This is a genomic window from Xylanivirga thermophila (genome assembly GCF_004138105.1).
GTDB classification, from domain to species: Bacteria; Bacillota; Clostridia; order Caldicoprobacterales; family Xylanivirgaceae; genus Xylanivirga; species Xylanivirga thermophila.
In genome coordinates, this window is record NZ_RXHQ01000007.1 from 17,569 (window position 1) to 39,957 (window position 22,389).

Here is a 22,389-nt window from a genome sequence, read left to right on the forward strand (position 1 = left end):
TACAGAAATTTTGATATCCCTGCTTTTTTTGTATAATCCAGTTAAAATAAGTGAACTATACTACCTTGACAGTATATTTTATAGGTGATAATATAATGTTCGAAACAGAATATATTGTTTGGGGAGCTGAAAGAAATCGGCTGAGAGGGAGTTAATTTACTTCGACCCACTAACCTGATCTGGATAATGCCAGCGGAGGGAATAGCTAAATGCATGTTAAACTATATGCCTCTTCTGGTATATAGTTTTTTTATTGCCCCCCAAAGATGATAAGGAGAGGATTTTTTTGACAAATGCACAAAATACAACTGGGAAAAAAGTAAACACCCATATGTTGGTAGAAGGAGGGGTAATGATTGCTCTGGCGCAAATACTTAGCTATATAAAGCTTTTTGAAGCACCCTATGGTGGATCTGTAACTGCAGGCTCTATGGTACCTATTATTATATTTGCAATTCGCTGGGGTGCAAAGGATGGATTGATGGCGGGAGTTATTTATGGTATATTACAATTTTTACTAGGGCCAAAGTGGTCATTTCATCCCGTTTCCATTATATGCGACTACCCCCTTGCCTATGGGTTCTTAGCCCTTGCGGGATTGTTTGGCAATAAAACCAACAAAATATACTTGGGAACATTTTTAGGCATTTTAGGTCGCTTTGTATCCCATGTAATATCGGGAGTAGTAGTATTTAAATCTACATTGCCAGAAGGTCATCACCCTCTAATTGGTTCCATGCTATACAATGGTGCCTATCTACTGCCTGAGTTCTTAATATCCGTTGCCATATTATTTGCCCTATCAAAATTTAAAGATGATCTATTTGTACCTAAAAATTAAGGGAGTACCAAAAGGTACCCCCTTTTTTCTATTTAAGTGATATCTTAACAGGCGTAGGATTGGATAGATTATCACTTACAGGACATCTCTGCTCTATTGCTTGCAACCATCTTTCCAGTTTAGTCTGATCCGCATCTGTATCAGGTTTTACATATACCCGTATTTCCTGATACCCTGCCCTGCTATCGGTATCTTGCCCGGAAAACTTAGCAGGATCTAAATCCCCTTCCAATTCAAATTCTATACCTCTAAGTTCAAAACCCATCTCCTTAGCTATTAAATGACCTACCACATTCATACATCCTGAAAGGGCTGCTAATATATACTCTACTGGATTAGGTCCCGCATCTGTACCACCTAAATTCTTAGGTTCATCTATCACCAATTCAAAATTTCTGGCCTTTACCACCGTTTTAGTAGGACTTTCACTTTTAGATTTAACTTTAAATTTTGCAGTAGGCAAGAAAATCTCTCCTTTCGTATTTATTATATAATCCTTCTCTAAATAGTATTTGCAACTTTGTGATATATATATAATCACAAATCAATCTTTAAAAACAAAAATAGCCAATCTAATTTAAAAAATCCATATCTGGTGGATTAAACGATGGTAAAGGCTTGTTTTTGAATACAGAATATATATTATCAGGTTTAATATCCACACCTTCCCTAGGAGCAGGAGAATATCCGAAGGCTTGAACTAAAAGTTCTACTGTACCCACCACCTTTACAATAAGAAATACCCCAATACCTAATACAAGTTTATCCTCCAGAAGTTTACATTGGAGCGTTTCAGATCTAGTCTCTATCCTGATGGAAAATGAAAATTCTTTAGAAGTATATGGTATGAACATCTCTATGTACTTTGAAAATTCTATATAATCACTTATAGTAGTAATTTTTTCAGAATTGGTATTTTTATTTGAAAACATTATCTCAAATGGAACTCTAAATTTGAATCTTACCCTTGAAATATTCTCTTTAGAAGGCACTATAGACAGGCTTTCATCTAATATACATCCCGGCCCATAGATTATTTTAGGTTCATCAAATATTTCCTCACCTTTCGGCAGGTCTATTATCTTTTCAGGCTGACATTCTCTGTAATAACATGCATCGAATACCTTGTCCACTAATATACATTCTGGCTTTATATTGCATCCTTCGAATTCATTTGTGGACTTTTCAAATAAATCTTTTCCCATATCTTTTCCTCCCCATTGACCATATTTTTAATCTTCGTTCTATAAGATTAATATATACATAACAAACAGGAATTGTTACAAATTGAACTTAAAAGGCAATAAAACAGATTTTTATGCATATATATCTAATAAAAGATTTTTGTATATAGGTGGTGAGATAATGGATATAAAAACTAGCACAGATCATGTAGCAAGGTTAAAAGATGGACAATTGTGGCACTTTTTTGTAGGGATGGATAGCAAACTATATTACCGTATAATAGATAAAAACGGCATCTGTAACAAACAAATAGAATTGGCGCTTAATGTACAAAAGGATTTTTCATTATGTATCGATCAAGATGGATATATAAATATAATATATCATCTAAATACTGGAGAAGTCATATATATGAAGCACAATGGTACCGCATGGGCCAAACAAATATTAACTAGATATAACCCTTTAAGATACGCTTTTAGCTTCCCAAACATCTTTATAGTAGGGAAATATATACATATACTATTTACCATGGGTGCTGCATTTAACGTAGGCCATTGGACCCTATATCATTATTTTTGGAATGGTCAAAAATGGATAAGCTATAAGATAACAAAATTTATTGCCGGTAAATATTTAAGCCCATTTCATGTAGATGCATGCAATAATGATTTATACGTAATATATAAGGCGCTATCATTGGATAGATATCAGATATTTTGTATACAATTTAACGGTGAAAAGCAAAAATGGGGACATCCTGAAAATATAAGTAATAGCATAACAGATTGTAATATGCCTTCTATGCTCATAAAATACAATAAATTGCATGTAGTATGGACCGTAGTACAAAACGGCAATCTAGTGGTAAAATATAAAAAAAGTGATCTTCCCCTTTCCAATAATAGGTGGAGTGAAGAAATAATAATATCAGGTTCACTTGCTAACTGTTCTCAACCTCAATTATTATGGGCAGATGATGCGATTGTTTGTATATGGCAGCAAAATGAAATGATTATGCAGTCTACATCAGAAGATGGCGATAGCTGGGGATGGCCTGCTGAAGTTGAGTGGCAAAGCAATAATAGTTTTAAGATCATAAAATATTGTACTTGCTATAAAAAGGATGATGTCTTTAAAGTTAATAGAATTTTTGCTAATCTTTACACCGAAATACCATTCCCTATAATAGGAAAGTACATAAATATTCATATAATTCAACCGGCTGTTCCTATTGCGAAGAAGCCACCAACAATACATCAATCTTGCGATCGTTACGAAGAAGATAAATCATCACAAGATAATGTCATTAACTTTAAAGATAAATCCCAGAAACATGTCAGCCCTGAAGATAAACAGGATATTACACAAAATTTTAATTACATCGAACAAAGACTGACATTCTGGATGGATAAGGCTAAGAAAAATTATGAGCAAAGTCAGAGTATAATGGGTGAGTTTGAATATATAAGAAACCAATTTTTAGAAAACCAAAAACAGTGGGATATGCTTATAGACGATTTCCAAAATATAAAGCAGGAGGTTGACCTACTAAGTGAAAAAAATTTTTTTAAAAGACTTTTTTCACATTTGATTAAAAAGTAGACTCATGATGTATACGCTTTATATTCGTGATGCTACCCATTCTCTCTATATGATAAAATCCTATTATAGGTAAATTAAATCTTTTATATATTTCTATAGCTCGCGGTGTTACATATGGTTCGAATCTCGCCGATAGGCCACAGCCCAACGCGATTTCCTTTGGAGTAGATATTATCCTGGCGGCGCATCCTTCTTGATTTAGTATTTGACAAAATTTAAGTGCATGGCTCCTTGATCTAAAAGCAACTATATCAAAAGTTTCATTATATGGCATCTAAAACACTCCCTTAACAATATTCATTTAATATATAGTATTTTATATTATGGCATTTTGTTACCCTTGTACGTTGACATTTTAGCCATAAAAAAAGGCCATCAAAAAGATGGTCTTTTTTAGAAAACACTATTTTATATCAAAGGATTTAATTAATTTATCTCCAATTTCTTCAAAGAAATCTGTATGTATATTATTTACCAGCTCTATTCGTCCTTCATCACTTAATTCTGCTACATCCGGCAGTATAGGAAGCCCACCTAAGAAAGGTATGCCCATATTATTAGCAGTTTGAGGAGCAGTACTTTTACCAAATAGGGATATCTCCTCTCCACATTTGGGGCATTTTATATAACTCATGTTTTCCACTATTCCAAGTATGGGCACATTCATATCCTGGGCCATATGTATTGCCTTTTTTACTATCATATCTACTAACTGTTGAGGAGATGATACTACAATTATACCATCTAATGGTAGTGATTGCATAACTGTAAGGGGTACATCACCTGTTCCAGGCGGGAGATCAACTAACATAAAGTCCACATCCCCCCACATAACATCTTCATAAAATTGCTTTATCACACCTGCTATAATAGGACCCCTCCATATAACTGGCTGATCCTCTGCATCTAATAATAAATTTGTAGACATTACCTTTATACCTGTCGCTGTTTCAGATGGTAATATGGCCGTTTCCGTACCTCTAGCCTTATCTCTTAAGCCAAATAACTTAGGAATACTAGGCCCTGTTACATCTGCATCCAGTATAGCTACCTTATACCCCTTCTGTCTAAGGAAAACTGCAGTAAGGGCAGTTACAGACGATTTTCCCACGCCTCCCTTACCACTCATAATAGCTATTACATTTTTTATATTGCCATATTTGTTAGATAACTTTTCAAAACCCTGTGTCATATTAAACTCCTTCCTCTTGTAAGAACTTTTCTTTGTTATTTATTATTTTCCCTCATTTTTAAATCTTTATCAAGTCTTTCATAGTTTTATCTACAGGCAGCTCTTTTTCCTTTTTTAGCTCTATTACTCTCCAGAAAATTAATATGGCCAATAATGCACCCATATTATTTTCTATAAGATCAGTCATGGTATCAAATAAACTACCTTCCTGAGCCAATCTGTAACCTGGTGTACCACCAAATATCTGATCCGCAGTAAACTCTATTATCTCCCATATTACACCTAACGAATTTACAAGATTAAAAGATGCTATTGAGACCTTTGTTTTAAAAGCTCTAGGTGTATAATTTGAAAAATGTTTTTCTAATCCATAAAATGTAGATAAGCCTAAAAAAGCCAATAAAATACCACCTGTAACATGAAGTATACTATCATAAAGGGGAAATTTATCATAGAAGTGAAAAAACTTCCCAAAAATTGCATGAAGCGTAACTTGAAACACGGTTAAAAATCTGAGTTCCTCCAATACTACAATATTAAAAAATCTTTCTATCAATTGATTGAGGAGAGTATACAAAAGCAGCACATCCCAAATATGCCATAAAATCAATATAATTAAAAAACATTATACTGCCTATTAAAGGAAACAATGCTACAAATGCAGCAAAAAATCTATTAAACTTCTGAAACTTTACCTTTTTATCATAATTATTCAGGAAAATCAGCGACATATCCCACCACAAACCTTTCTTATATATCTTTATTCAGCATTTTAATAATAATTACCTAAATCCATTCTTTTTTTGTATAAACATACGAGAAATGCTTGCATTTGATAATGGTCTGCTGAATAAATAACCTTGTATTCTATCGCATTTCTGGGCAACCAGATATTCATACTGATCCATTGTTTCTACGCCTTCTGCAGTTACTTCCAATCCAAGGGCATGGGACATGTTTATTATAAATTTTACTATGGCCATTTGGTCATAATCTTTTATATTATCTATAAAGCTCTTGTCAATCTTTAAATTTTGCACTGGTAATTTATTGAGATATCCTAAAGAAGAATATCCTGTACCAAAATCATCTATGGAAATAGTAATGCCATAATCTTTTAGCTTGTATAATTTTTCAATCGTATCATCCAAAGAATTTATCAATATACTTTCCGTTACTTCCAATTCCAGATATTCCGGCTCAAGACCAGTCTCATCTAAAATCCCCATAACCATATCAACAAAGTTTGGTAATCTAATCTGCATGGGAGATATATTAATTGACACCCTGCATGTTGTACGCCCTTCATCATGCCATTCTTTAAGCTGCTTACATGCACTACGCATGACCCATTCTCCTATGGGGATTATTAGCCTCGTTTCTTCTGCAATTGGAATAAATTCTGATGGAGATATAAGTCCCCTTTTAGGATGAAACCATCTAAGCAATGCCTCTAAGCATACTATCTTACCCATATTTACATCCACCAGAGGTTGATAATAAAGCATAAAATCCATATTATTTACTGCCCTACGCAAACTACGCTCTATGTAGGCCCTATTAAGTCGAACTTGGTGCATAGAATGTTCAAAAAAGGTGTAGTTATTTTTCCCCGATTGCTTGGCCATCTCCATGGCAACCTTTGAATTGCTTATGAGCACATGTGGGCTTATACCATCATCGGGGTATATGGAGATTCCTATGCTTACGGTTATATAAAAACTATAGCCTTCTATTTGCCATGGCTCGTTAAATGCAGTCAATATCGTTTTAGCAAACTCTGATACATCTTCGACTTTAGCTATATTGTTTTGATATATTAAAAAAGTATCATCACCAAGCCTAAATAAAGAAGAATTATCAAATAGACAGACCTTTAATCTGTTTGAAGCTTCTAATAATATCCTATCCCCATATTCATAGCCTATAACTTCATTTATAGAGCCAAAATTATCAATATCAATGATCAAAACAGCACTCTTTTGGGATACTGCAGAATTTTGCGATATTTTGTTGCTGAATTTTTCACTAAAATACTTGCCATTTGGCAAATCGGTCAAAGAATCATAATAAAAACTCCTGCCCCTATTCATTTGCCCTCCTTCAACTAGCACATTCAATGCTATAAATATTGAATAAACTCACTGCTACTATTTTATTCTAGCACTTTCTACATATTTTTCAATAGCATATTGTATTAATATCCCTTAGTTTCCATTACATCTACAAAGCGTTGAACTAATATTGGATCAAATTTTATCCCTGATTCTTTTTTTATATTTTCAAGCGCTTTTTCCTTGGTCAATGGCAATTCACTACCAAATGGATTCATTAGAGTATCATATTCCTCTATAATAGATAATATTCTACATTCTATAGGTATATCATAGCCCTTTAACCCTGAAGGATATCCCGTACCATCCCATTTTTCATGATGATGGAGGACTAACCTAGCCATATTGGTCAACTGGCTGTTTCGCAAAATTATATTATGCCCTATCTGACTGTGATTTTTTAAAATTTCATATTTTTCTTCTATAAGCGGACTGATATCTATAAATTCCTCTGCTGGTATGGCAGCCTTACCTACATCATGTATTTTTGAAAGCATTATCAAATTATCTCTTAGCTCTTCTGGTAGATCAAGCTCATCTGCCATCATGTTCACCAGCATTAGTAATCTGTTTATCCTTGCCTCATCCATGATTTGCTTCTTTTTTAAAATATATTCTATCATAGGCACTATTCTATCCTCACAAATGGATAAATTGCCCAACTTATCTTTATACATATCACTGTCTGCCAGCTGATATATATCATATATGGTTTCATCATTGATATTCTGAATAGCTGCCACCCCTATGGATATACTTATTGGAATGCTATTATTTTCACATTTAGCATTATACTCATCTATCATAGATAACAATACAGCTTTTTTCGAAGCCGCCACTTCATAGCTCGTATCGGGAAGAATTATACAAAATTCATCCCCACCTATTCTGGCTACTACATCTGTTTTTCTAAACACACTTGATATTATATCTGCAGCTTTTTTTAAAGCAACATCACCTGCTTCATGACCGCATGTATCATTTATTATCTTCAACCCATCCAAGTCTATAGATATTATACTAAGGGGACTAAATCTCTTTAAATCTTTGTTTATTCTTGCCATTTGCTCGTCAAAATAAGCCCTATTGTATAGGCCCGTTAAGCTGTCATGAAATACAAAATAGCGCATATTTTTCTCTGCCTTTTTTTGCTCAGTTATATCATCTGCTGTAATCACCCAGCCAATATAATCATCTGTTTCATTAACTATATTAGGATATATATTTATTAAAATATCTTTATGCTGGCCATCTTTTGTGACTATTTGTATATCAAAAGCAGGTTTTTTTATTTTTTTATCAATGGAAAAGTATTGCTTAAAAATCTCTCTCTTATTGGTATCAATAATTTTATAGAGTTTCTTACCTAGCATATCATTCTTAGGCATATCAAACATATGGGCAAATGCTAAATTGCAGTATATAATAGCATATTGCTCATCTATTATGCCAATACCCTGCTGTAAATTTTCAACCAGTTTTGAAAATTTAATATTATCCATATTTAACATAGCAGCCACTCTTTCTTATAAAAACATTTAATATATTCTTCTAGTACTTAAGTCCTATATGGATATTCTATCATTATTTATAAACATTTCAAGCTTTTATTGGCAATTTAGAATAATTATTTACATTTTTATGTTAGAAAAAGGGTCTGGTGTCAATACCAGACCCTTTTTCTAACATAATTTTAAACTTTCAATGATTAATACAGCTATAATTGTCTTGCCATCCAAAATTTGGCCATTCTTAGCCATACTTAAGACATCTCCAAATTTTACTCTCCTAAAGGTTAGAATTTCATTTTTATCAAGGTGCTGCTTTGACACCTTCTCTATGTCAGTAGCAAGATATAAAAATATCTTTTCATCATGCCCCCCAGGAGAGCTAAAAAAGCTTCCAAGCTCCCGCCAACTTTTAGCCTCATATCCAGTCTCTTCCCATAATTCACGCTTTGCAGCATCTGAAGGCTGCTCTCCAGGGTCAACAAGTCCTGCAGGCAACTCCAAAAGCTTTTGTCCTATTGGGTACCTGTACTGCTCAACCATAAGAATATATCCTTCATCATCGATTGCAGCTATAGCAGCTGCCGGATGATGTTTTACCGCATCCCTATAGGTAGTACGACCATTTTCTAATAGCACCTTGTCATGATATACATCGAAGATTGGTCCTTTATATACCTTTTCTTTTGATATAATCTTCAATTTCTATTTTTCACCCTTTTCAGTTGATTCCTTATTGAGCTTAAGTGTCTCTGCAATAGCTGCCAAGCTACCTAAAGATGTCAATGTTTCATTCGGTATTATGAGCTTGCTTGAAGGACTATCTGCCATCTTAGATAAGGCATCTACCTGCTTTAATGCTATTACTACTTCATTTGTGCCAGACTCTATAATAGACTTATTTACCCTTGATATGGCCTGAGCTTCTGCATCTGCTATAGCCCTAATAGCATCTGCCTTACCTTGTGCTTCTAGAAGCTGTGCCTCCCTTGCACCTTCTGCACGTCTTATATTGGCTTCCTTTTCGGCTTCCGCAGAAAGGATCTCAGCTTCCTTCTTACCCTCTGCCATAGCTATAGCACTTTGCTTTTGTCCCTCTGCCTGAAGTATAGCTGCCCTTTTATCCCGCTCTGCCTTCATCTGTTTTTCCATTGCCTGTTGAATTTCTGCAGGAGGTACTATATTTTTTATCTCTATGGACATGATTTTTATTCCATAGGAGTCAGTTATATTGTCTACTATAGTCAAAAGTTCCCTGTTTATCTGATCCCTCCCAGATAAAACCTCATCTAAAGTCATCGATCCTACAATATTTCTTACATTGGTGATAGCACTATATATAATACCTGATCTATAGCTCTCTATATTATACACTGCATCCCTTGCATTCATTACCTTATAGAATATAACATTATCTATGCTGATTTTTACATTGTCTTTGGTAATAACCGATTGTGGCTCAATATCAAGTATCTGCTGTTTAGTTGATATTCTAGCCCTTACAAAATCCACATATGGTAAAACCATGTGCCATCCAGGCTCTAATACCTTATAAAACTGTCCAAAACGTTCTACTACGAATACATATCCAGTATTAACTACCTTTATAGATAGTAAAACGGAAATTAGTATAATGGCTAAAAGAATATAAAGAATCATTTACATATCTCCTCCTTGCTCATTTAATTTTTTTATTAGCAATTTACTACCTTCTATGCCTGTAATTATAACTGCATCTCCCGCCTTTAAAGGCTCACCCGTATTCTTAACCGTCCAATATATACTATCTATGGAAATGGTAGCTTCATCCTGTATATCTGTATCAACTATCATCTCCCGCCCTACAAGACGGCTTTCAGCAGACTTAAATTCCGGTATTGAGCTTTTAAATTGTTTTTTTAGAAACGGTATAATTGATGCCAAAGATAAAATAGTTACTATTCCAAATATTACCGATTGCCAAAAAGGAGGAAAACCAAAGAGTGCAGTTATCATGGCAATAATACCACCAAAAGTAAAACATATAAAGAATAAATTGCTAGTGGTCGCATCTATAACTAGTGCGACAATGGATATTATAATCCACCATTTTAGCATACATTCACCCCCCTTATAAAGTTAGGGTATATCACTAAGCCTATTTTATAACATGGACAGAGATATAGTAAACAACTATTTAAATATTCCTTAATTTGTAATTTTAAAATAAACAGCACCATCCCTATGCTCTTCTAACCAGGCATAAGTTTTATACCAATATAATCCATATTACAAAATTCAGTAACTATCCTCTAAATTGGTATACATAGGGTTTATAACAAAGAGCTCATATTAAGAATTAATCATCAATGTATATTTGGATAGGTATATATATCACCCTTGTAATTTTTCATCACTATATCCCTGTCATCTATATCCACTACATACTCTGGATTTATAGGTATCTTTCCTCCTCCACCGGGAGCATCCATTACGAATGTAGGAACAGCATATCCTGATATATAACCCCTTAGACTTCTCATTATATCAACACCTGCCTCGACCGATGTTCTAAAATGCCATATGCCCTGTGATAAATCACACTGGTATAGATAATATGGCCTTACTCGCATCTTTACAAGTTTTAAAAATAGCTCTTTTATAGTTTCCTTGTCATCGTTTACTCCCTTTAAAAGTACCGTTTGATTTCCCAAAGGTATACCGGCATCCACTATTTTTTCACAAGCCTGTATGGAATATTCCGTTATCTCGTTTGGGTGGTTAAAATGTGTATTTATCCAAATAGGTTGGTATTTTTTGAGCATGGCAAGCAGTTCATCCGTTATACGCATTGGCAAAACTACTGGAGTGCGGGTACCTATTCGTATTATCTCCACATGTGGTATATCCCTTAAAATAGATATAATACGTTCTAAAAATTCATCGGAGAGTATAAATGGGTCACCACCTGACAGTAACACATCCCTTATATTCTTATTACTTTTTATATACTCTACTGCCTGTTCAAACGATTCATAGGTTATGTCACAATCCTCCTGACCAACCATCCGTCTGCGCGTACAATGTCTGCAATACATAGAACATTTGTTGGTTAATAGGAAGAGTACTCTATCAGGATATCTATGCACTATATTGGGTACAGGTGATAGACCATCTTCATCAAGTGGATCAGATAGCTCATATGGCAATATGGTAAGTTCCCTGATATCCGGGATACATTGGGCTTTTATAGGACAATTAGGATTGTCCTGGTCAATAAGGCTGGCATAATATGGGGTAATAGCCATACGAAATTTGTTCAGACAGGCATTTATCTCTTCCTCTTCATCAGTTGAAATACTTATCACCTTTTTAAGAGTTTTGGTATCAGTTATTCTGTTCTTTATCTGCCATCTCCAATCATCCCATTGCTCTTTTGTTACATCTGACCATGGTTTAATATCCTTATAATCTCGCATTTCTATAGCCCCCTCATATTATAGCGTTTTAAGGCGCTGTTTAATATGCCCTTTATAAGGGATTTATAATCCATTCCACACATAGAAGCCAACATGGGATAGTCACTATAACCTGGTGTCAATCCTGGAAGTGGATTGATTTCAATAAAGTATATAGTACCATCTTGAGCCAATCGGAAATCTATCCTGGAAAAATCTCTGCACTTTAATGTATTATATATTTTAAGGGCAGCATGGGTCATCTTGTCTGCTATACACCCATTTATTCTGGCAGGACAAATATACTCTATATAATCCTTATAATTACATTTTACATTATAACTGTATATGCCATACCCTGAGCAATCATTTTTATATGATATCTCCATCGGTGAAAATACCTTTACATCCCCACCATTACCTAAAATACCTATCGTAAACTCCCGACCCCTTATAAACTCTTCTATAAGCATTGGCTGATTATATTTTTGTAGATTTTTATTTAAAATACTATTAAGCATATCCATATTGTCAGCAACCGCCACATCTGTTATGCCCTTACTTGAACCCTCCGCATTTGGTTTTATTATCATTGGAAACTTTAACTTGGAATTGACCTTTTGTGATATGTTGGATATCTCTTGATATTTTGGTGTTCTAACCTTTGCCGTAGCTATAATACGCTTACATAATGCCTTATCAAGGGCTACACACAAGGTTGTTTCATCAGAACCTGTAAAAGGTATGTTGAAAAAATTGAGTATTGATGGTACCTGGGCCTCTCGCCCCCTCCCTAATCTACCTTCTGCAATATTAAATACCATATCTAGATTAGTATCCTTAAGCCTATCGAAAAGATAATCATCAGCTTCTAAAAGTTCTACATTACATCCTAGATCCTCAATGGTATTTTTTATTGTTAGAACAGTATCAAGGCTGTCATACTCAGCCTCTTCATCTTCTACATCGGACTGTAGTCCCTTTTTTACGTTATAAGTTATGCCTATGGTATAAAGTGGTATAGGCTCACTTTCCTTTTCCAATTTTATCACTCTCCAATCAAGCTTTTATATTATAGGTTTTATCTAATTATAGCAAACCCATAGATAATTAAAATAGTAAAAAAACGCCGTATTTTATAATATATACAGCGTTTCCCAGTTATTCTTGGTTTAGGACCAAATCTCATTGTTTATTAAATTTTTTTATTATATTAAATACCTAATCAATAATAATCTTTTGTTCTAAAGAAATTTTGTAAAAACATTCCTGATAAAAATCCCCCTACATGCCCCCACCAGGCTACTCCACCTGCTGCACTGCCTAGTATCCAGTTTACAGTACCTGAATATAGTTGGCTTAAAAACCAAAAGAACAAAAATATAACTGCCGGCACCCTTATAAACATTGGGAACACAAAAAACGTAGGAATAAGAGTTACAATCCTGGCATGTGGATATAGAAGAAAATATGCACCCATAACCCCTGCAACTGCACCCGATGCACCTATAGTTGGAACATCTGAAACTGCATTAAATGCAGTATGGGTATATCCTGACGCTATACCACATAATAAATAAAATACCAAAAATTTAAAATGCCCCATGCTATCCTCTACATTATCGCCAAACAGCCACAAAGACCACATATTTCCAAGCAAATGCAACCAACTTCCATGCAAGAACACACTTGTTATAAGGGGCAGATGGTGCTCATGCAGCTTTACAGGGATAAGCCCATATCTATAGATAAACTGGACCATTTCTTGTTGCGGCATCAATGCCTGGTATATGAATATTATCGTATTTAATATTACTATAGTCTTTGTAACTACAGGAGGTTTTTCACTCCGAACCGTATCCCTTAGTGGAATCACCTATTAGTACCTCCGTAAAATCAACTATTTTCTTTAACATATTTAGCAAATTCTTTATCCATTTTACTTATATGATTAATAAACCAATCTACAACTTCTCTATTGAATTGTATCGTAAAATGGAGGGTAGGACCTTCTTCTTCAAACTGTTTTTTTAACTGCTCAACTTTTTCTAAAAAGTTTTTATGCACCCTTGCATGATTTTCGTACAGGGGATAGTTGTATTTTCTTTGATAGGCTTCCTCGTCTTTCAAATGAGTAACAGCATATTCAGATACAAACTCAAGAGTATCCTTTACTTCTTCTTTCCCCTTACCATTAGCGCATGCTTCCAGAAGATCACTGGCATGTTCTATAAGAGCCTTATGCTGCTTATCCAATTCCTCTATACCAATTTCAAGATCTTTTCTCCATACTATAGCCATATCATTACCCCCATTCTTTATATTATGCTAAACATATATTATTTGTCCTGTGTATAATTTTCTTTTACATATTTAGCAAATTCCTTATCCATCTTGCCTATATGATTTATAAGCCAATCGACCACCCGCTTATTAAACTGTACAGTAAACCTAAGGGTTGGTCCCTGCTCATCGAATTCCTGTTTTAGATTTTCCACCTCTTGTAGAAAATCTTCATGCACCTTTGCATGTAAATCATATAAAGGATAATTATATTTTTTTTGATAGGCCTCTTCATCTTTGAAATGGGTAACTACATAACTGGCCAAAAAGTCTAACGTCTCCTTTACCTCTTCCTTGCCCTTACCTTGGGCACATGCCTCAAGAAGTATATTGGCCTGCTCTATAAGAGCTTTGTGCTGATCATCTATGCTCTCTATACCCGTTTCTAAATCCTTCCTCCACATTATAGCCATACTGAAATTCGCCACCTATCTATCTTTTACATTAATATCTAATCATACGTCCATATATGCCTGGTACGGAATCTTCTATCACGGTAGCTCCCGCCACCTTTTGATAAAATGGGATTGCACCACCTGTACCACCTATAATAGCATATGCATATCCCTGTTCATACATTGCATGGAGGCAAGCCAGTAACAGTGCCTTACCTATACCTTTGCCACGTACATTCTCATCTATCCCAGTAGGTCCAAAAAAATCCTTGCATGTTGCATCATAGCATGCAAAACCTATCACTTTTTTGTCCTGCACAGCTATAAAACAAGATATAGGGCTATTTGAAAAAGCCACATCACATTCGCTAGCCCAACCATCACCAAAGGTTTCCCTTACGTATTCCACTACTTTGAATTTATCTGGTGCTAACGCCCTTTTTATGTATATGCCCTGCTCCTCAAGTTTTTTTATATTTTCACTATTGTCGGGCAGGTCATATAGCTTTACTAGCATATCCGACATATAATATCATCCTCCTCACCATCTGCCATATTAGATAGATAAACAATAATATCAAAACAAAACATATTTTTATAACGCTGATATTACTTCTTTTTCCTCAACGGTGAATATTTTGGACAAGTCCAAGATCACCACTAGTTTGTCCTTAAGCTTTGCCATACCACTTATATACTCTTTCTTTATCTTTGTCATATCAGGTGCCTCACCTATTATAGAATCATCTACCCTTAGTACTTCAGTAACCTCATCTACAATAAATGCAGCCTTCACATCTCCTACTTCAGCTATTATAAAACGTGCCCCTTGTTTATAGGCAGCCTCACCAAGGTGAAACCGCTTTTTTAAATCCATAACCGGCACCATAGTGCCCCTGTAGTCAATTACCCCTTCTATAAAATCAGGATTATTTGGCACTTTAGTAGGCTGCTCTGGGAATATAATCTCCTGTACATTGTATATATGGGCAGCATACATCTCCTCGCCAAGTCTAAATACTACAAACTGTTGCTCAGCCAATTATTACACCCCCTTTACGCCATCATTTGAAGATAGGCATTTATAAACATATCCAAATCACCGTCCATGACGGACTGGATATTTCCTACTTCCACTCCTGTTCTGTGATCCTTTACCATACTGTACGGGTGGAACACATACGAACGTATTTGGCTACCCCATTCAATACGCTTTAGTTCACCCTTCATGTCCCTTATCTTTTCTTCTGCTTCCTGCTCCTTTAATGCCAAAAGCCTGGCCTTTAGCACCTTCATTGCCGTTTCTCGATTTTGGATCTGGGAACGCTCATTCTGACACTGTACCACAGTATTGGTCGGTAAATGGGTAATTCTAACAGCAGATTCAGTCTTATTGACATGCTGTCCCCCTGCACCACCAGAGCGATAGGTATCTATCTTTAAATCCTCAGGTCTTATCTCTATATCTATATCGTTGTCAAGCTCAGGCATTACATCTGCCGATGCAAATGAAGTATGGCGCCTTCCTGAAGAATCAAATGGGGATATTCTCACTAGCCTATGAACTCCCTTTTCAGCCTTTAAATAGCCATAGGCATTAGGTCCACTTATCTGAAATGTAACACTTTTTATGCCCGCTTCCTCACCAGGCAAAAGATCCAGGGTTTCTACCTTATACCCCTTATCCTCTCCCCATCTTACATACATTCTATATAGCATGGATGTCCAGTCCATAGCTTCTGTACCACCGGCTCCTGCATGAAGAGAAATAATAGCATTATTCTTATCATATGGACCACTTAATAGAGTTTCCAATTTTAGATGTTCTATTTGGGTACTTAGTTCTTTTATAGTATGTCCAATCTCATCGGCAAGGGACAATTCTCCCTCTTCTTCAGCCAGTTCTATCAGCACATAGGCATCCTCCACACTAGAACTTAATTTTGTATAATTTTCAATTCTGTCCTTTAAATATTTTATTTCTTGGGTTACCTTTTGACTCTTCTCTAAATCATTCCAAAAATCCGGATCACTCATCTGTTTTTCCAGTTCTTCTATGCGTTTCTTTGATCCAGGGATGTCAAAGAGACTCACCAACCTGGGATAATGTTTTAGATAATTCATCGAGTTCAAATTTTGACTCTTCAATTTCTATCATATTATTCACCCTTCCTATGCGTTTTTACCACAACATTTTTTATATTTTTTGCCACTGCCACATGGGCAGGGGTCATTTCGACCTATCTTCTCGCCCTTTACTATGGGGCGTCTTACTGTTTCTTCTTCTCCGCCATGGCTGGCATGCAATGGTTTTGCTACCTGCTCCCGCCTTGGCATCTCTTTTTCTATCTTTAGATGATACAATATGGATATTGTCTCCTCCTGTATACCATGTATCATCTCTTCAAACATTTCATATCCTTCTATTTTATACTCTATTACAGGGTCATGCTGGCCATATGCCCTAAGACCTATGCCTTGACGAAGCTGATCCATGGCATCTATATGATCCATCCACTTCTGATCCACTACCTTTAAGAGGATGACCCGCTCAGCTTCCCTCATATTATCAAAGCCGATTTCCTCTTCTTTTCTGTCATATTCTGCCCTAGCAATCTCCATAACGCGCCCTTTTAAATCTTCCTTTGTAAGATCAAATACCTCCTCTTCCGGTATGATAAGGGCACCTTTAGGCAAGAAAATCCTCTCTAGATGTTCAATAAGCCCCTTTATATTCCATTCCTCAGGATGGGGCACATCTCCGGTATACATATTTAAAATATCTTCCACAAGGGTATCTAGCATATCCATTACGGCATCCTTTATGTTTTCACCCTCTAGCACTCGACGCCTTTGACCATATATTATCTCTCGCTGTATGTTCATCACATCATCATATTGGAGCACATGGCGCCTTATATCAAAGTTTCTGCCTTCCACCCTCTTTTGAGCCTGTTCTATCTGCCCGGATAACAGGCCATATTCTATAGGCTGACCCTCGTCTACTCCCAGTCTTTCAGCTATACCCTTTACCTTGTCAGAGCCAAATAGACGCATAAGATCATCTTCAAGTGAAATGTAGAATTTCGAAGATCCAGGATCTCCCTGTCTTCCAGAACGACCTCTAAGCTGATTATCTATACGCCTACTTTCATGTCTTTCCGTACCTATTATGTGAAGGCCGCCTGCCTCTAATACCTTGTTCCTCTCTTCTTCAGTCTCCATGTGATATTTTTCATACAGGGCTTTATATATATTTCTAGCCTCCAATATATCCTTGTCATCTATCTCTTCCTGACTGGTTACATAGGATATCATCTCCTCTGAATACCCCTGCCTTCGCATCTCTTTTTTAGCCATGAACTCCGGATTGCCTCCAAGGAGTATATCAGTACCACGCCCAGCCATGTTAGTGGCTATTGTAACGGCCTTGTACTTACCAGCCTGTGCTACTATCTCAGCTTCCTTTTCATGATATTTTGCATTTAATACCTCATGTGGTATACCTCGCTTTTTAAGCATATCACTGAGCATTTCAGATGTGTCTATGGATACAGTACCAACTAATATTGGCTGACCTATGGCATGCCTTTGTTCTATCTCGTCTACCACCGCATTAAACTTGGCCCGCCTTGTCATGTATATAACATCGTTATAGTCCCTTCTTATCATTGGACGATTTGTAGGAATAACTACAACATCGAGGCCATAGATGGTCTTAAATTCATCCTCCTCGGTCTTGGCTGTACCAGTCATACCGGATAGCTTGTTATACATACGAAAATAATTCTGAAACGTGATAGTTGCAAGTGTCTTGCTCTCCCGCTCTACCTTCACACCTTCCTTGGCCTCTATAGCCTGATGCAATCCATCACTGTACCTTCTACCCGTCATAAGACGTCCTGTAAACTCATCGACTATTATAACCTGCCCATCCTTTACTACATAGTCCTTATCCCGCTTCATAAGGGCATGGGCCTTAAGTGCTTGATTTATATGATGGGAAATCTCTATATTCTCCGGATCGGCTAGATTCTCTAGATTGAAATATTTCTCTGCCTTATCTACTCCTTCTTCAGTTAAATGTACTGTGTTGGCCTTTTCATCAGATTCATAGTCTTCTTCTTTTTTAAGGCGGGAGATAAATCTATCTACCTGAAAATACAGATCCGTAGATTTATCCCCAGGGCCTGATATAATAAGAGGAGTCCTGGCTTCATCTATTAATATGGAGTCCACTTCATCCACTATGGCAAAGTTTAACTCCCTTTGCACCATTTCTTCCTTATATATCACCATATTATCCCTTAAATAATCAAAACCAAATTCATTATTGGTACCATAGGTAATATCAGCGCCATAGTTTTTTCTACGTTCCTCAGAGCTCATATCATGAGCTATAAGACCCACAGACAGCCCCAAAAATTTATATATTTTTCCCATCCATTCACTATCACGACGTGCTAGATAGTCATTTACCGTAACTATATGGACTCCCTTACCCGTGAGTGCATTTAGATAGGCTGGCAAAGTAGCTACCAAAGTCTTACCTTCACCTGTCTTCATTTCAGCTATACGCCCTTGATGAAGCACTATACCACCTATTAGCTGTACCTTAAAATGTCTCATACCCAATACCCTTGAAGATGCTTCCCGTACTACCGCAAATGCTTCTGGAAGCAGATCATCTAAGGTTTCTCCATTATTAAGACGCTCTTTAAACTCACCTGTCTTTGACTTGAGTTCATTGTCGGTAAGTCCTCTCATATATGATTCTAATCCTTCTATCTGATCAACGGTCTTGCTTAGCCTTTTTATCTCCTTTTCATTAGGATCGCCAAATATTCTTTTTAATGCTCCTAACATATCAACACCTCAATAATATCCTTTTTATACTAATACTTAATTTTAACATCTATTCTAACAATATTCAAGGACAAAAGAAATTCGCTTTAATTCATAGCTTTAAAATAAATAGCGGGATATAAATGGTATGAAATTGAATGACACATGGGAGTGTCCTATTAAGCTAAAAATACATTTAAAAAAGGAGCGATATTCGCTCCTTTTAATATTTTATAGATATTCCGGCTCTATAAGCCCATAATTACCATCTTTTCTCTTATATACTACATTTACTTCATCACTTTCTGCATTTATAAATACAAAAAATGCATGCCCCAAAAGATCCATCTGAAGTATTGCCTCTTCAACATGCATGGGCTTTACGGCAAAACGTTTTGTTTTTACCAATTTTGGCATATCAACTTCCTCAGGTTCAAACGCTTCACTAAACACCGGTTTTTCGTACTTAAAGGCACCTGACCTTATCTTCTTACTCAGTTTAGTTCGGTGCTTATGTATCTGCTTTTCCAGCTTATCTAGCACCTTATCAATTGTTATATACATATCATCAGTGGAATCCTCTGCCCTTATGACTATACCGTTAAATGGAATGGTGACCTCCATTATATGGCGGTTTTTTTCAACTGACATTGTTACATATACTTCGGTATTTTCGTCAAAATAACGCTCTAATTTGCCTACCTTTTTATATACCTGATCTCTAAGTGCATCTGTAATTTCAATGTTCTTTCCACTTAATATAATACGCATAGCGGTCAGCTCCTTTCAAAATAAAACCTTATATTATATATATTCGACAAATAAAAAGTAATTCCTTCTAATACATTTATACCCCCAACCTATTTTATTAAACATGCCTTTTAGAAAATAGGCAACAAAAAAGATAAAGCCCATTATGACTTTATCTTAGAAAATTTCATATTGGAATCTATTTCTTCTATTTTCTCATCGGTACATGAAGATATGGAAACAAGTCTCCATGTATTTTTCTCCATATCCAATTCAAACTCCATATATGCCTTCTTGTTCTTCCATTCATACATGGCATAAATGGCACGTGCATCCTCAGTATCGTACATTTTGCTGCTTAAGGACAGCTTATAATCATCAACATCTGGAAAATTTGAAAGTATGGCTTCATCCATTGGGATAAAACTGCTTGAAACCAAATCTTTACACTTTAATATATCGACTACTTTTGAAATTTCATTATCCCGTTCTTCAATAATAACATCACTACAGCGCTCAACAAATAGTGGTGCCTGATAATCTATAGTAAACCTATATAATGAAATAAAAAAGGCCATAATAATCCCGCATATCAATACCATTGCAATAATTCGCGTATAAAATGCTTTTTTATCATTCTCTTTAGCTGATTTATTTATCCTTTTTACATATGCCGTTATAATAGGCATCAAGGAAAGTATTATAAACACAGCAAATACAATTTTAGCTCCTTGCAAAGATATCCTCCTCTCACAGTACCTTGCTTAAAAAGGCTTTGGTACGCGTCTTTTGAGGGTTTTTAAATATATCCTCGGGGGTACCCTCTTCATATATAATGCCTTCATCCATAAATAATATCCTATCGGCTACCTCCCGGGCAAATCCCATCTCATGGGTAACAACCACCATTGTCATACCTTCCTGTGCCAAATCCTTCATAACATTTAGAACTTCACCAACCATCTCAGGGTCAAGTGCTGAAGTAGGCTCATCAAAGAGCATTATCTCCGGATCCATGGCAAGTGCCCTTGCTATGGCTACTCTCTGCTTTTGTCCTCCAGATAGCCTATTTGGATATACATCCTCCTTATCTGGCATCCCTACCTTCCTTAGAAGCTCTACAGCCTTTCCTTTGGCCTGCTCTTCTGATAAACCCTTTAATTTAATAGGCGCCATAGTAATATTTTGCATAACCGTCTTATGGGGAAATAGATTAAATTGCTGAAAAACCATCCCCATCTTTTGTCTCATCTTATTTACATCTTTTCTGCGCTCCACAAGGGATACTCCATCTACATATATCTCACCCTTTGTAGGCTCTTCAAGGAGGTTTAAACATCTCAAAAAGGTGCTCTTTCCAGAACCACTAGGCCCTATTATGCATACAACCTCACCCTTTTTTATTTCGTTGTTGACACCCTTTAGGACCTCAAGTTCACCAAAATATTTATGAAGATTCACTACTTTAATCACTCTGTCTGAGCCTCCTTTCCAGATGCCCTAGCAATCCTGTCAAAATAGAGGTAATAAATAGATATATAAGAGCTACCAATATAAATGGTGTATATGCATCAAATGTTCGACTGCGCACTATGCTCCCTACCCTCGTCAGATCGTCAAGGGCTATATAACCTGCTATTGCAGTTTCCTTAAGCAGGGATATAAACTCATTTCCAAGGGCAGGTAATATATTTTTCACAGCTTGCGGAATTACTATATAGCTCATAGATTGACCATATGAGAATCCCAGTGAACGGGCTGCCTCCATCTGTCCCTTGTCTACCGCCTGTATACCAGCCCTTATAAGCTCAGCTACATATGCACCGCTATTTATACCAAATGCCACAGACGCCACCATTTGTTTAGGCAGCGAACTACCCCCAAGTATGGCATAATATATAATGACCAACTGTACTACTGCAGGTGTACCCCTTATTATGCTCACATAAATATTGGCTATATTATTAAAAATCTTTATCTTACTCATCTTTGCCAATGCCACTAATAATCCTATAATAACTCCCAGTATAGCAGCATATAGAGTAAGTTTGAGGGACACTAAAAGTCCCTCCCAGAATAGAATATACATATTGTCCTGTATTAAGTTAGAATATATGGCATTCGATAATGCCTTGTAAATACCTGTCACAATAATCCTTACCCCGCTCCTGAAA

General features: G+C 36.0%; 25 protein-coding genes and 1 riboswitch. Of the genes, 2 read left to right on the forward strand and 23 right to left on the reverse strand.

Annotated elements, in window-relative coordinates; genetic code table 11:
- Positions 1–109 precede the first annotated feature (109 nt).
- Positions 110–220, forward strand: a riboswitch (TPP riboswitch).
- Positions 221–286: 66 nt separating this feature from the next.
- A complete protein-coding gene (gene thiT / locus EJN67_RS05300) occupies positions 287–841 on the forward strand; it encodes an energy-coupled thiamine transporter ThiT (RefSeq protein ID WP_243641235.1) in 555 nt (184 codons plus the stop codon).
- Between the two features lie 28 nt (positions 842–869).
- Here the strand turns inward: thiT and EJN67_RS05305 are convergent, their stop codons facing one another.
- On the reverse strand, positions 870–1,304 hold the full coding sequence (locus EJN67_RS05305; protein ID WP_129723308.1) for an OsmC family protein: 435 nt from the start codon (positions 1,302–1,304) through the stop codon (positions 870–872).
- 109 nt (positions 1,305–1,413) lie between these two features.
- Positions 1,414–2,046 carry a hypothetical protein gene (locus tag EJN67_RS05310; protein WP_129723309.1) on the reverse strand — a complete coding sequence of 211 codons (633 nt, stop codon included), beginning with the start codon at positions 2,044–2,046 and terminating at the stop codon, positions 1,414–1,416.
- Positions 2,047–2,206: 160 nt separating this feature from the next.
- On the opposite strand from EJN67_RS05310, the gene EJN67_RS05315 reads away from it, so the two are divergent.
- Complete coding sequence (locus EJN67_RS05315; RefSeq protein ID WP_129723310.1) at positions 2,207–3,631, forward strand: hypothetical protein; 1,425 nt, start codon at positions 2,207–2,209, stop codon at positions 3,629–3,631.
- Here the strand turns inward: EJN67_RS05315 and EJN67_RS05320 are convergent.
- The 21 genes from EJN67_RS05320 to EJN67_RS05420 form a co-directional block, all read right to left on the reverse strand.
- Positions 3,621–3,905, reverse strand: a complete 285-nt coding sequence (locus tag EJN67_RS05320) for a DUF3343 domain-containing protein (RefSeq protein ID WP_129723311.1) — start codon at positions 3,903–3,905, stop codon at positions 3,621–3,623. The two genes, EJN67_RS05315 and EJN67_RS05320, sit on opposite strands and share 11 nt — an antisense overlap.
- Before the next feature lie 129 nt (positions 3,906–4,034).
- Positions 4,035–4,823 carry an Mrp/NBP35 family ATP-binding protein gene (locus tag EJN67_RS05325; RefSeq protein ID WP_129723312.1) on the reverse strand — a complete coding sequence of 263 codons (789 nt, stop codon included), beginning with the start codon at positions 4,821–4,823 and terminating at the stop codon, positions 4,035–4,037.
- Between the two features lie 58 nt (positions 4,824–4,881).
- Complete coding sequence (locus EJN67_RS05330; protein ID WP_129723313.1) at positions 4,882–5,400, reverse strand: hypothetical protein; 519 nt, start codon at positions 5,398–5,400, stop codon at positions 4,882–4,884.
- Between the two features lie 205 nt (positions 5,401–5,605).
- The gene (locus tag EJN67_RS05335; protein ID WP_129723314.1) at positions 5,606–6,916 is read right to left on the reverse strand and encodes a putative bifunctional diguanylate cyclase/phosphodiesterase; all 1,311 of its coding nucleotides are present in this window, start codon (positions 6,914–6,916) and stop codon (positions 5,606–5,608) included.
- Between the two features lie 104 nt (positions 6,917–7,020).
- On the reverse strand, positions 7,021–8,448 hold the full coding sequence (locus tag EJN67_RS05340) for a sensor domain-containing diguanylate cyclase/phosphohydrolase (RefSeq protein ID WP_129723315.1): 1,428 nt from the start codon (positions 8,446–8,448) through the stop codon (positions 7,021–7,023).
- A 171-nt stretch (positions 8,449–8,619) separates the two neighbouring features.
- The gene (locus EJN67_RS05345) at positions 8,620–9,147 is read right to left on the reverse strand and encodes an NUDIX hydrolase (RefSeq protein ID WP_129723316.1); all 528 of its coding nucleotides are present in this window, start codon (positions 9,145–9,147) and stop codon (positions 8,620–8,622) included.
- Positions 9,148–9,150: 3 nt separating this feature from the next.
- Positions 9,151–10,104, reverse strand: a complete 954-nt coding sequence (locus EJN67_RS05350) for an SPFH domain-containing protein (protein WP_129723317.1) — start codon at positions 10,102–10,104, stop codon at positions 9,151–9,153.
- Positions 10,105–10,542, reverse strand: coding sequence for an NfeD family protein (locus EJN67_RS05355; protein WP_129723318.1), 438 nt, complete (start codon positions 10,540–10,542; stop codon positions 10,105–10,107).
- A 248-nt stretch (positions 10,543–10,790) separates the two neighbouring features.
- Positions 10,791–11,903, reverse strand: a complete 1,113-nt coding sequence (gene kamA / locus EJN67_RS05360; protein ID WP_129723319.1) for a lysine 2,3-aminomutase — start codon at positions 11,901–11,903, stop codon at positions 10,791–10,793.
- A 2-nt stretch (positions 11,904–11,905) separates the two neighbouring features.
- The gene (locus EJN67_RS05365; protein ID WP_243641236.1) at positions 11,906–12,934 is read right to left on the reverse strand and encodes a D-alanine--D-alanine ligase family protein; all 1,029 of its coding nucleotides are present in this window, start codon (positions 12,932–12,934) and stop codon (positions 11,906–11,908) included.
- A 173-nt stretch (positions 12,935–13,107) separates the two neighbouring features.
- Complete coding sequence (locus EJN67_RS05370) at positions 13,108–13,758, reverse strand: rhomboid family intramembrane serine protease (protein WP_129723320.1); 651 nt, start codon at positions 13,756–13,758, stop codon at positions 13,108–13,110.
- Between the two features lie 20 nt (positions 13,759–13,778).
- The gene (locus EJN67_RS05375; protein ID WP_129723321.1) at positions 13,779–14,183 is read right to left on the reverse strand and encodes a bacteriohemerythrin; all 405 of its coding nucleotides are present in this window, start codon (positions 14,181–14,183) and stop codon (positions 13,779–13,781) included.
- A gap of 38 nt (positions 14,184–14,221) precedes the next feature.
- Positions 14,222–14,638 (reverse strand): bacteriohemerythrin, encoded by a 417-nt coding sequence (locus tag EJN67_RS05380; protein WP_129723322.1) that lies wholly within the window; start codon positions 14,636–14,638, stop codon positions 14,222–14,224.
- A 31-nt stretch (positions 14,639–14,669) separates the two neighbouring features.
- Positions 14,670–15,146: a GNAT family N-acetyltransferase gene (locus tag EJN67_RS05385; protein WP_129723323.1), complete on the reverse strand. Its 477-nt coding sequence runs from the start codon at positions 15,144–15,146 to the stop codon at positions 14,670–14,672.
- A 69-nt stretch (positions 15,147–15,215) separates the two neighbouring features.
- A complete protein-coding gene (locus tag EJN67_RS05390; protein ID WP_129723324.1) occupies positions 15,216–15,662 on the reverse strand; it encodes a chemotaxis protein CheW in 447 nt (148 codons plus the stop codon).
- 14 nt (positions 15,663–15,676) lie between these two features.
- Positions 15,677–16,778 (reverse strand): peptide chain release factor 2 gene (gene prfB / locus EJN67_RS05395; RefSeq protein WP_243641237.1). Its coding sequence is split into 2 segments (ribosomal slippage): positions 15,677–16,702 and positions 16,704–16,778, totalling 1,101 coding nucleotides; the frame shifts between segments, so codons are not numbered across the junction.
- 14 nt (positions 16,779–16,792) lie between these two features.
- A complete protein-coding gene (secA, locus tag EJN67_RS05400) occupies positions 16,793–19,486 on the reverse strand; it encodes a preprotein translocase subunit SecA (RefSeq protein WP_129723325.1) in 2,694 nt (897 codons plus the stop codon).
- Between the two features lie 210 nt (positions 19,487–19,696).
- Positions 19,697–20,236, reverse strand: coding sequence for a ribosome hibernation-promoting factor, HPF/YfiA family (hpf, locus tag EJN67_RS05405; RefSeq protein WP_129723326.1), 540 nt, complete (start codon positions 20,234–20,236; stop codon positions 19,697–19,699).
- Positions 20,237–20,379: 143 nt separating this feature from the next.
- On the reverse strand, positions 20,380–20,952 hold the full coding sequence (locus EJN67_RS05410) for a hypothetical protein (RefSeq protein WP_129723327.1): 573 nt from the start codon (positions 20,950–20,952) through the stop codon (positions 20,380–20,382).
- A gap of 13 nt (positions 20,953–20,965) precedes the next feature.
- Entirely contained in the window at positions 20,966–21,688 is a 723-nt protein-coding gene (locus tag EJN67_RS05415; protein ID WP_129723328.1) for an amino acid ABC transporter ATP-binding protein, read from the reverse strand.
- Positions 21,681–22,355 (reverse strand): amino acid ABC transporter permease, encoded by a 675-nt coding sequence (locus tag EJN67_RS05420; RefSeq protein WP_207207973.1) that lies wholly within the window; start codon positions 22,353–22,355, stop codon positions 21,681–21,683. Before EJN67_RS05420 ends, EJN67_RS05415 begins: the two co-directional genes overlap by 8 nt.
- Between the last annotated feature and the right edge of the window lie 34 nt (positions 22,356–22,389).

Bases quoted from the DNA above. Each gene is read 5' to 3' on its own strand.
- EJN67_RS05320 (WP_129723311.1), bottom strand. From the start codon at position 3,905: ATGCCATATAATGAAACTTTTGATATAGTTGCTTTTAGATCAAGGAGC.
- EJN67_RS05375 (WP_129723321.1), bottom strand. From the start codon at position 14,183: ATGGCTATAGTATGGAGAAAAGATCTTGAAATTGGTATAGAGGAATTG.
- EJN67_RS05355 (WP_129723318.1), bottom strand. From the start codon at position 10,542: ATGCTAAAATGGTGGATTATAATATCCATTGTCGCACTAGTTATAGAT.
- EJN67_RS05325 (WP_129723312.1), bottom strand. From the start codon at position 4,823: ATGACACAGGGTTTTGAAAAGTTATCTAACAAATATGGCAATATAAAA.
- EJN67_RS05380 (WP_129723322.1), bottom strand. From the start codon at position 14,638: ATGGCTATAATGTGGAGGAAGGATTTAGAAACGGGTATAGAGAGCATA.
- secA (WP_129723325.1), bottom strand. From the start codon at position 19,486: ATGTTAGGAGCATTAAAAAGAATATTTGGCGATCCTAATGAAAAGGAG.
- EJN67_RS05385 (WP_129723323.1), bottom strand. From the start codon at position 15,146: ATGTCGGATATGCTAGTAAAGCTATATGACCTGCCCGACAATAGTGAA.
- kamA (WP_129723319.1), bottom strand. From the start codon at position 11,903: ATGCGAGATTATAAGGATATTAAACCATGGTCAGATGTAACAAAAGAG.
- EJN67_RS05350 (WP_129723317.1), bottom strand. From the start codon at position 10,104: ATGATTCTTTATATTCTTTTAGCCATTATACTAATTTCCGTTTTACTA.
- EJN67_RS05310 (WP_129723309.1), bottom strand. From the start codon at position 2,046: ATGGGAAAAGATTTATTTGAAAAGTCCACAAATGAATTCGAAGGATGC.
- hpf (WP_129723326.1), bottom strand. From the start codon at position 20,236: ATGCGTATTATATTAAGTGGAAAGAACATTGAAATTACAGATGCACTT.
- EJN67_RS05315 (WP_129723310.1), top strand. From the start codon at position 2,207: ATGGATATAAAAACTAGCACAGATCATGTAGCAAGGTTAAAAGATGGA.
- EJN67_RS05340 (WP_129723315.1), bottom strand. From the start codon at position 8,448: ATGTTAAATATGGATAATATTAAATTTTCAAAACTGGTTGAAAATTTA.
- EJN67_RS05335 (WP_129723314.1), bottom strand. From the start codon at position 6,916: ATGAATAGGGGCAGGAGTTTTTATTATGATTCTTTGACCGATTTGCCA.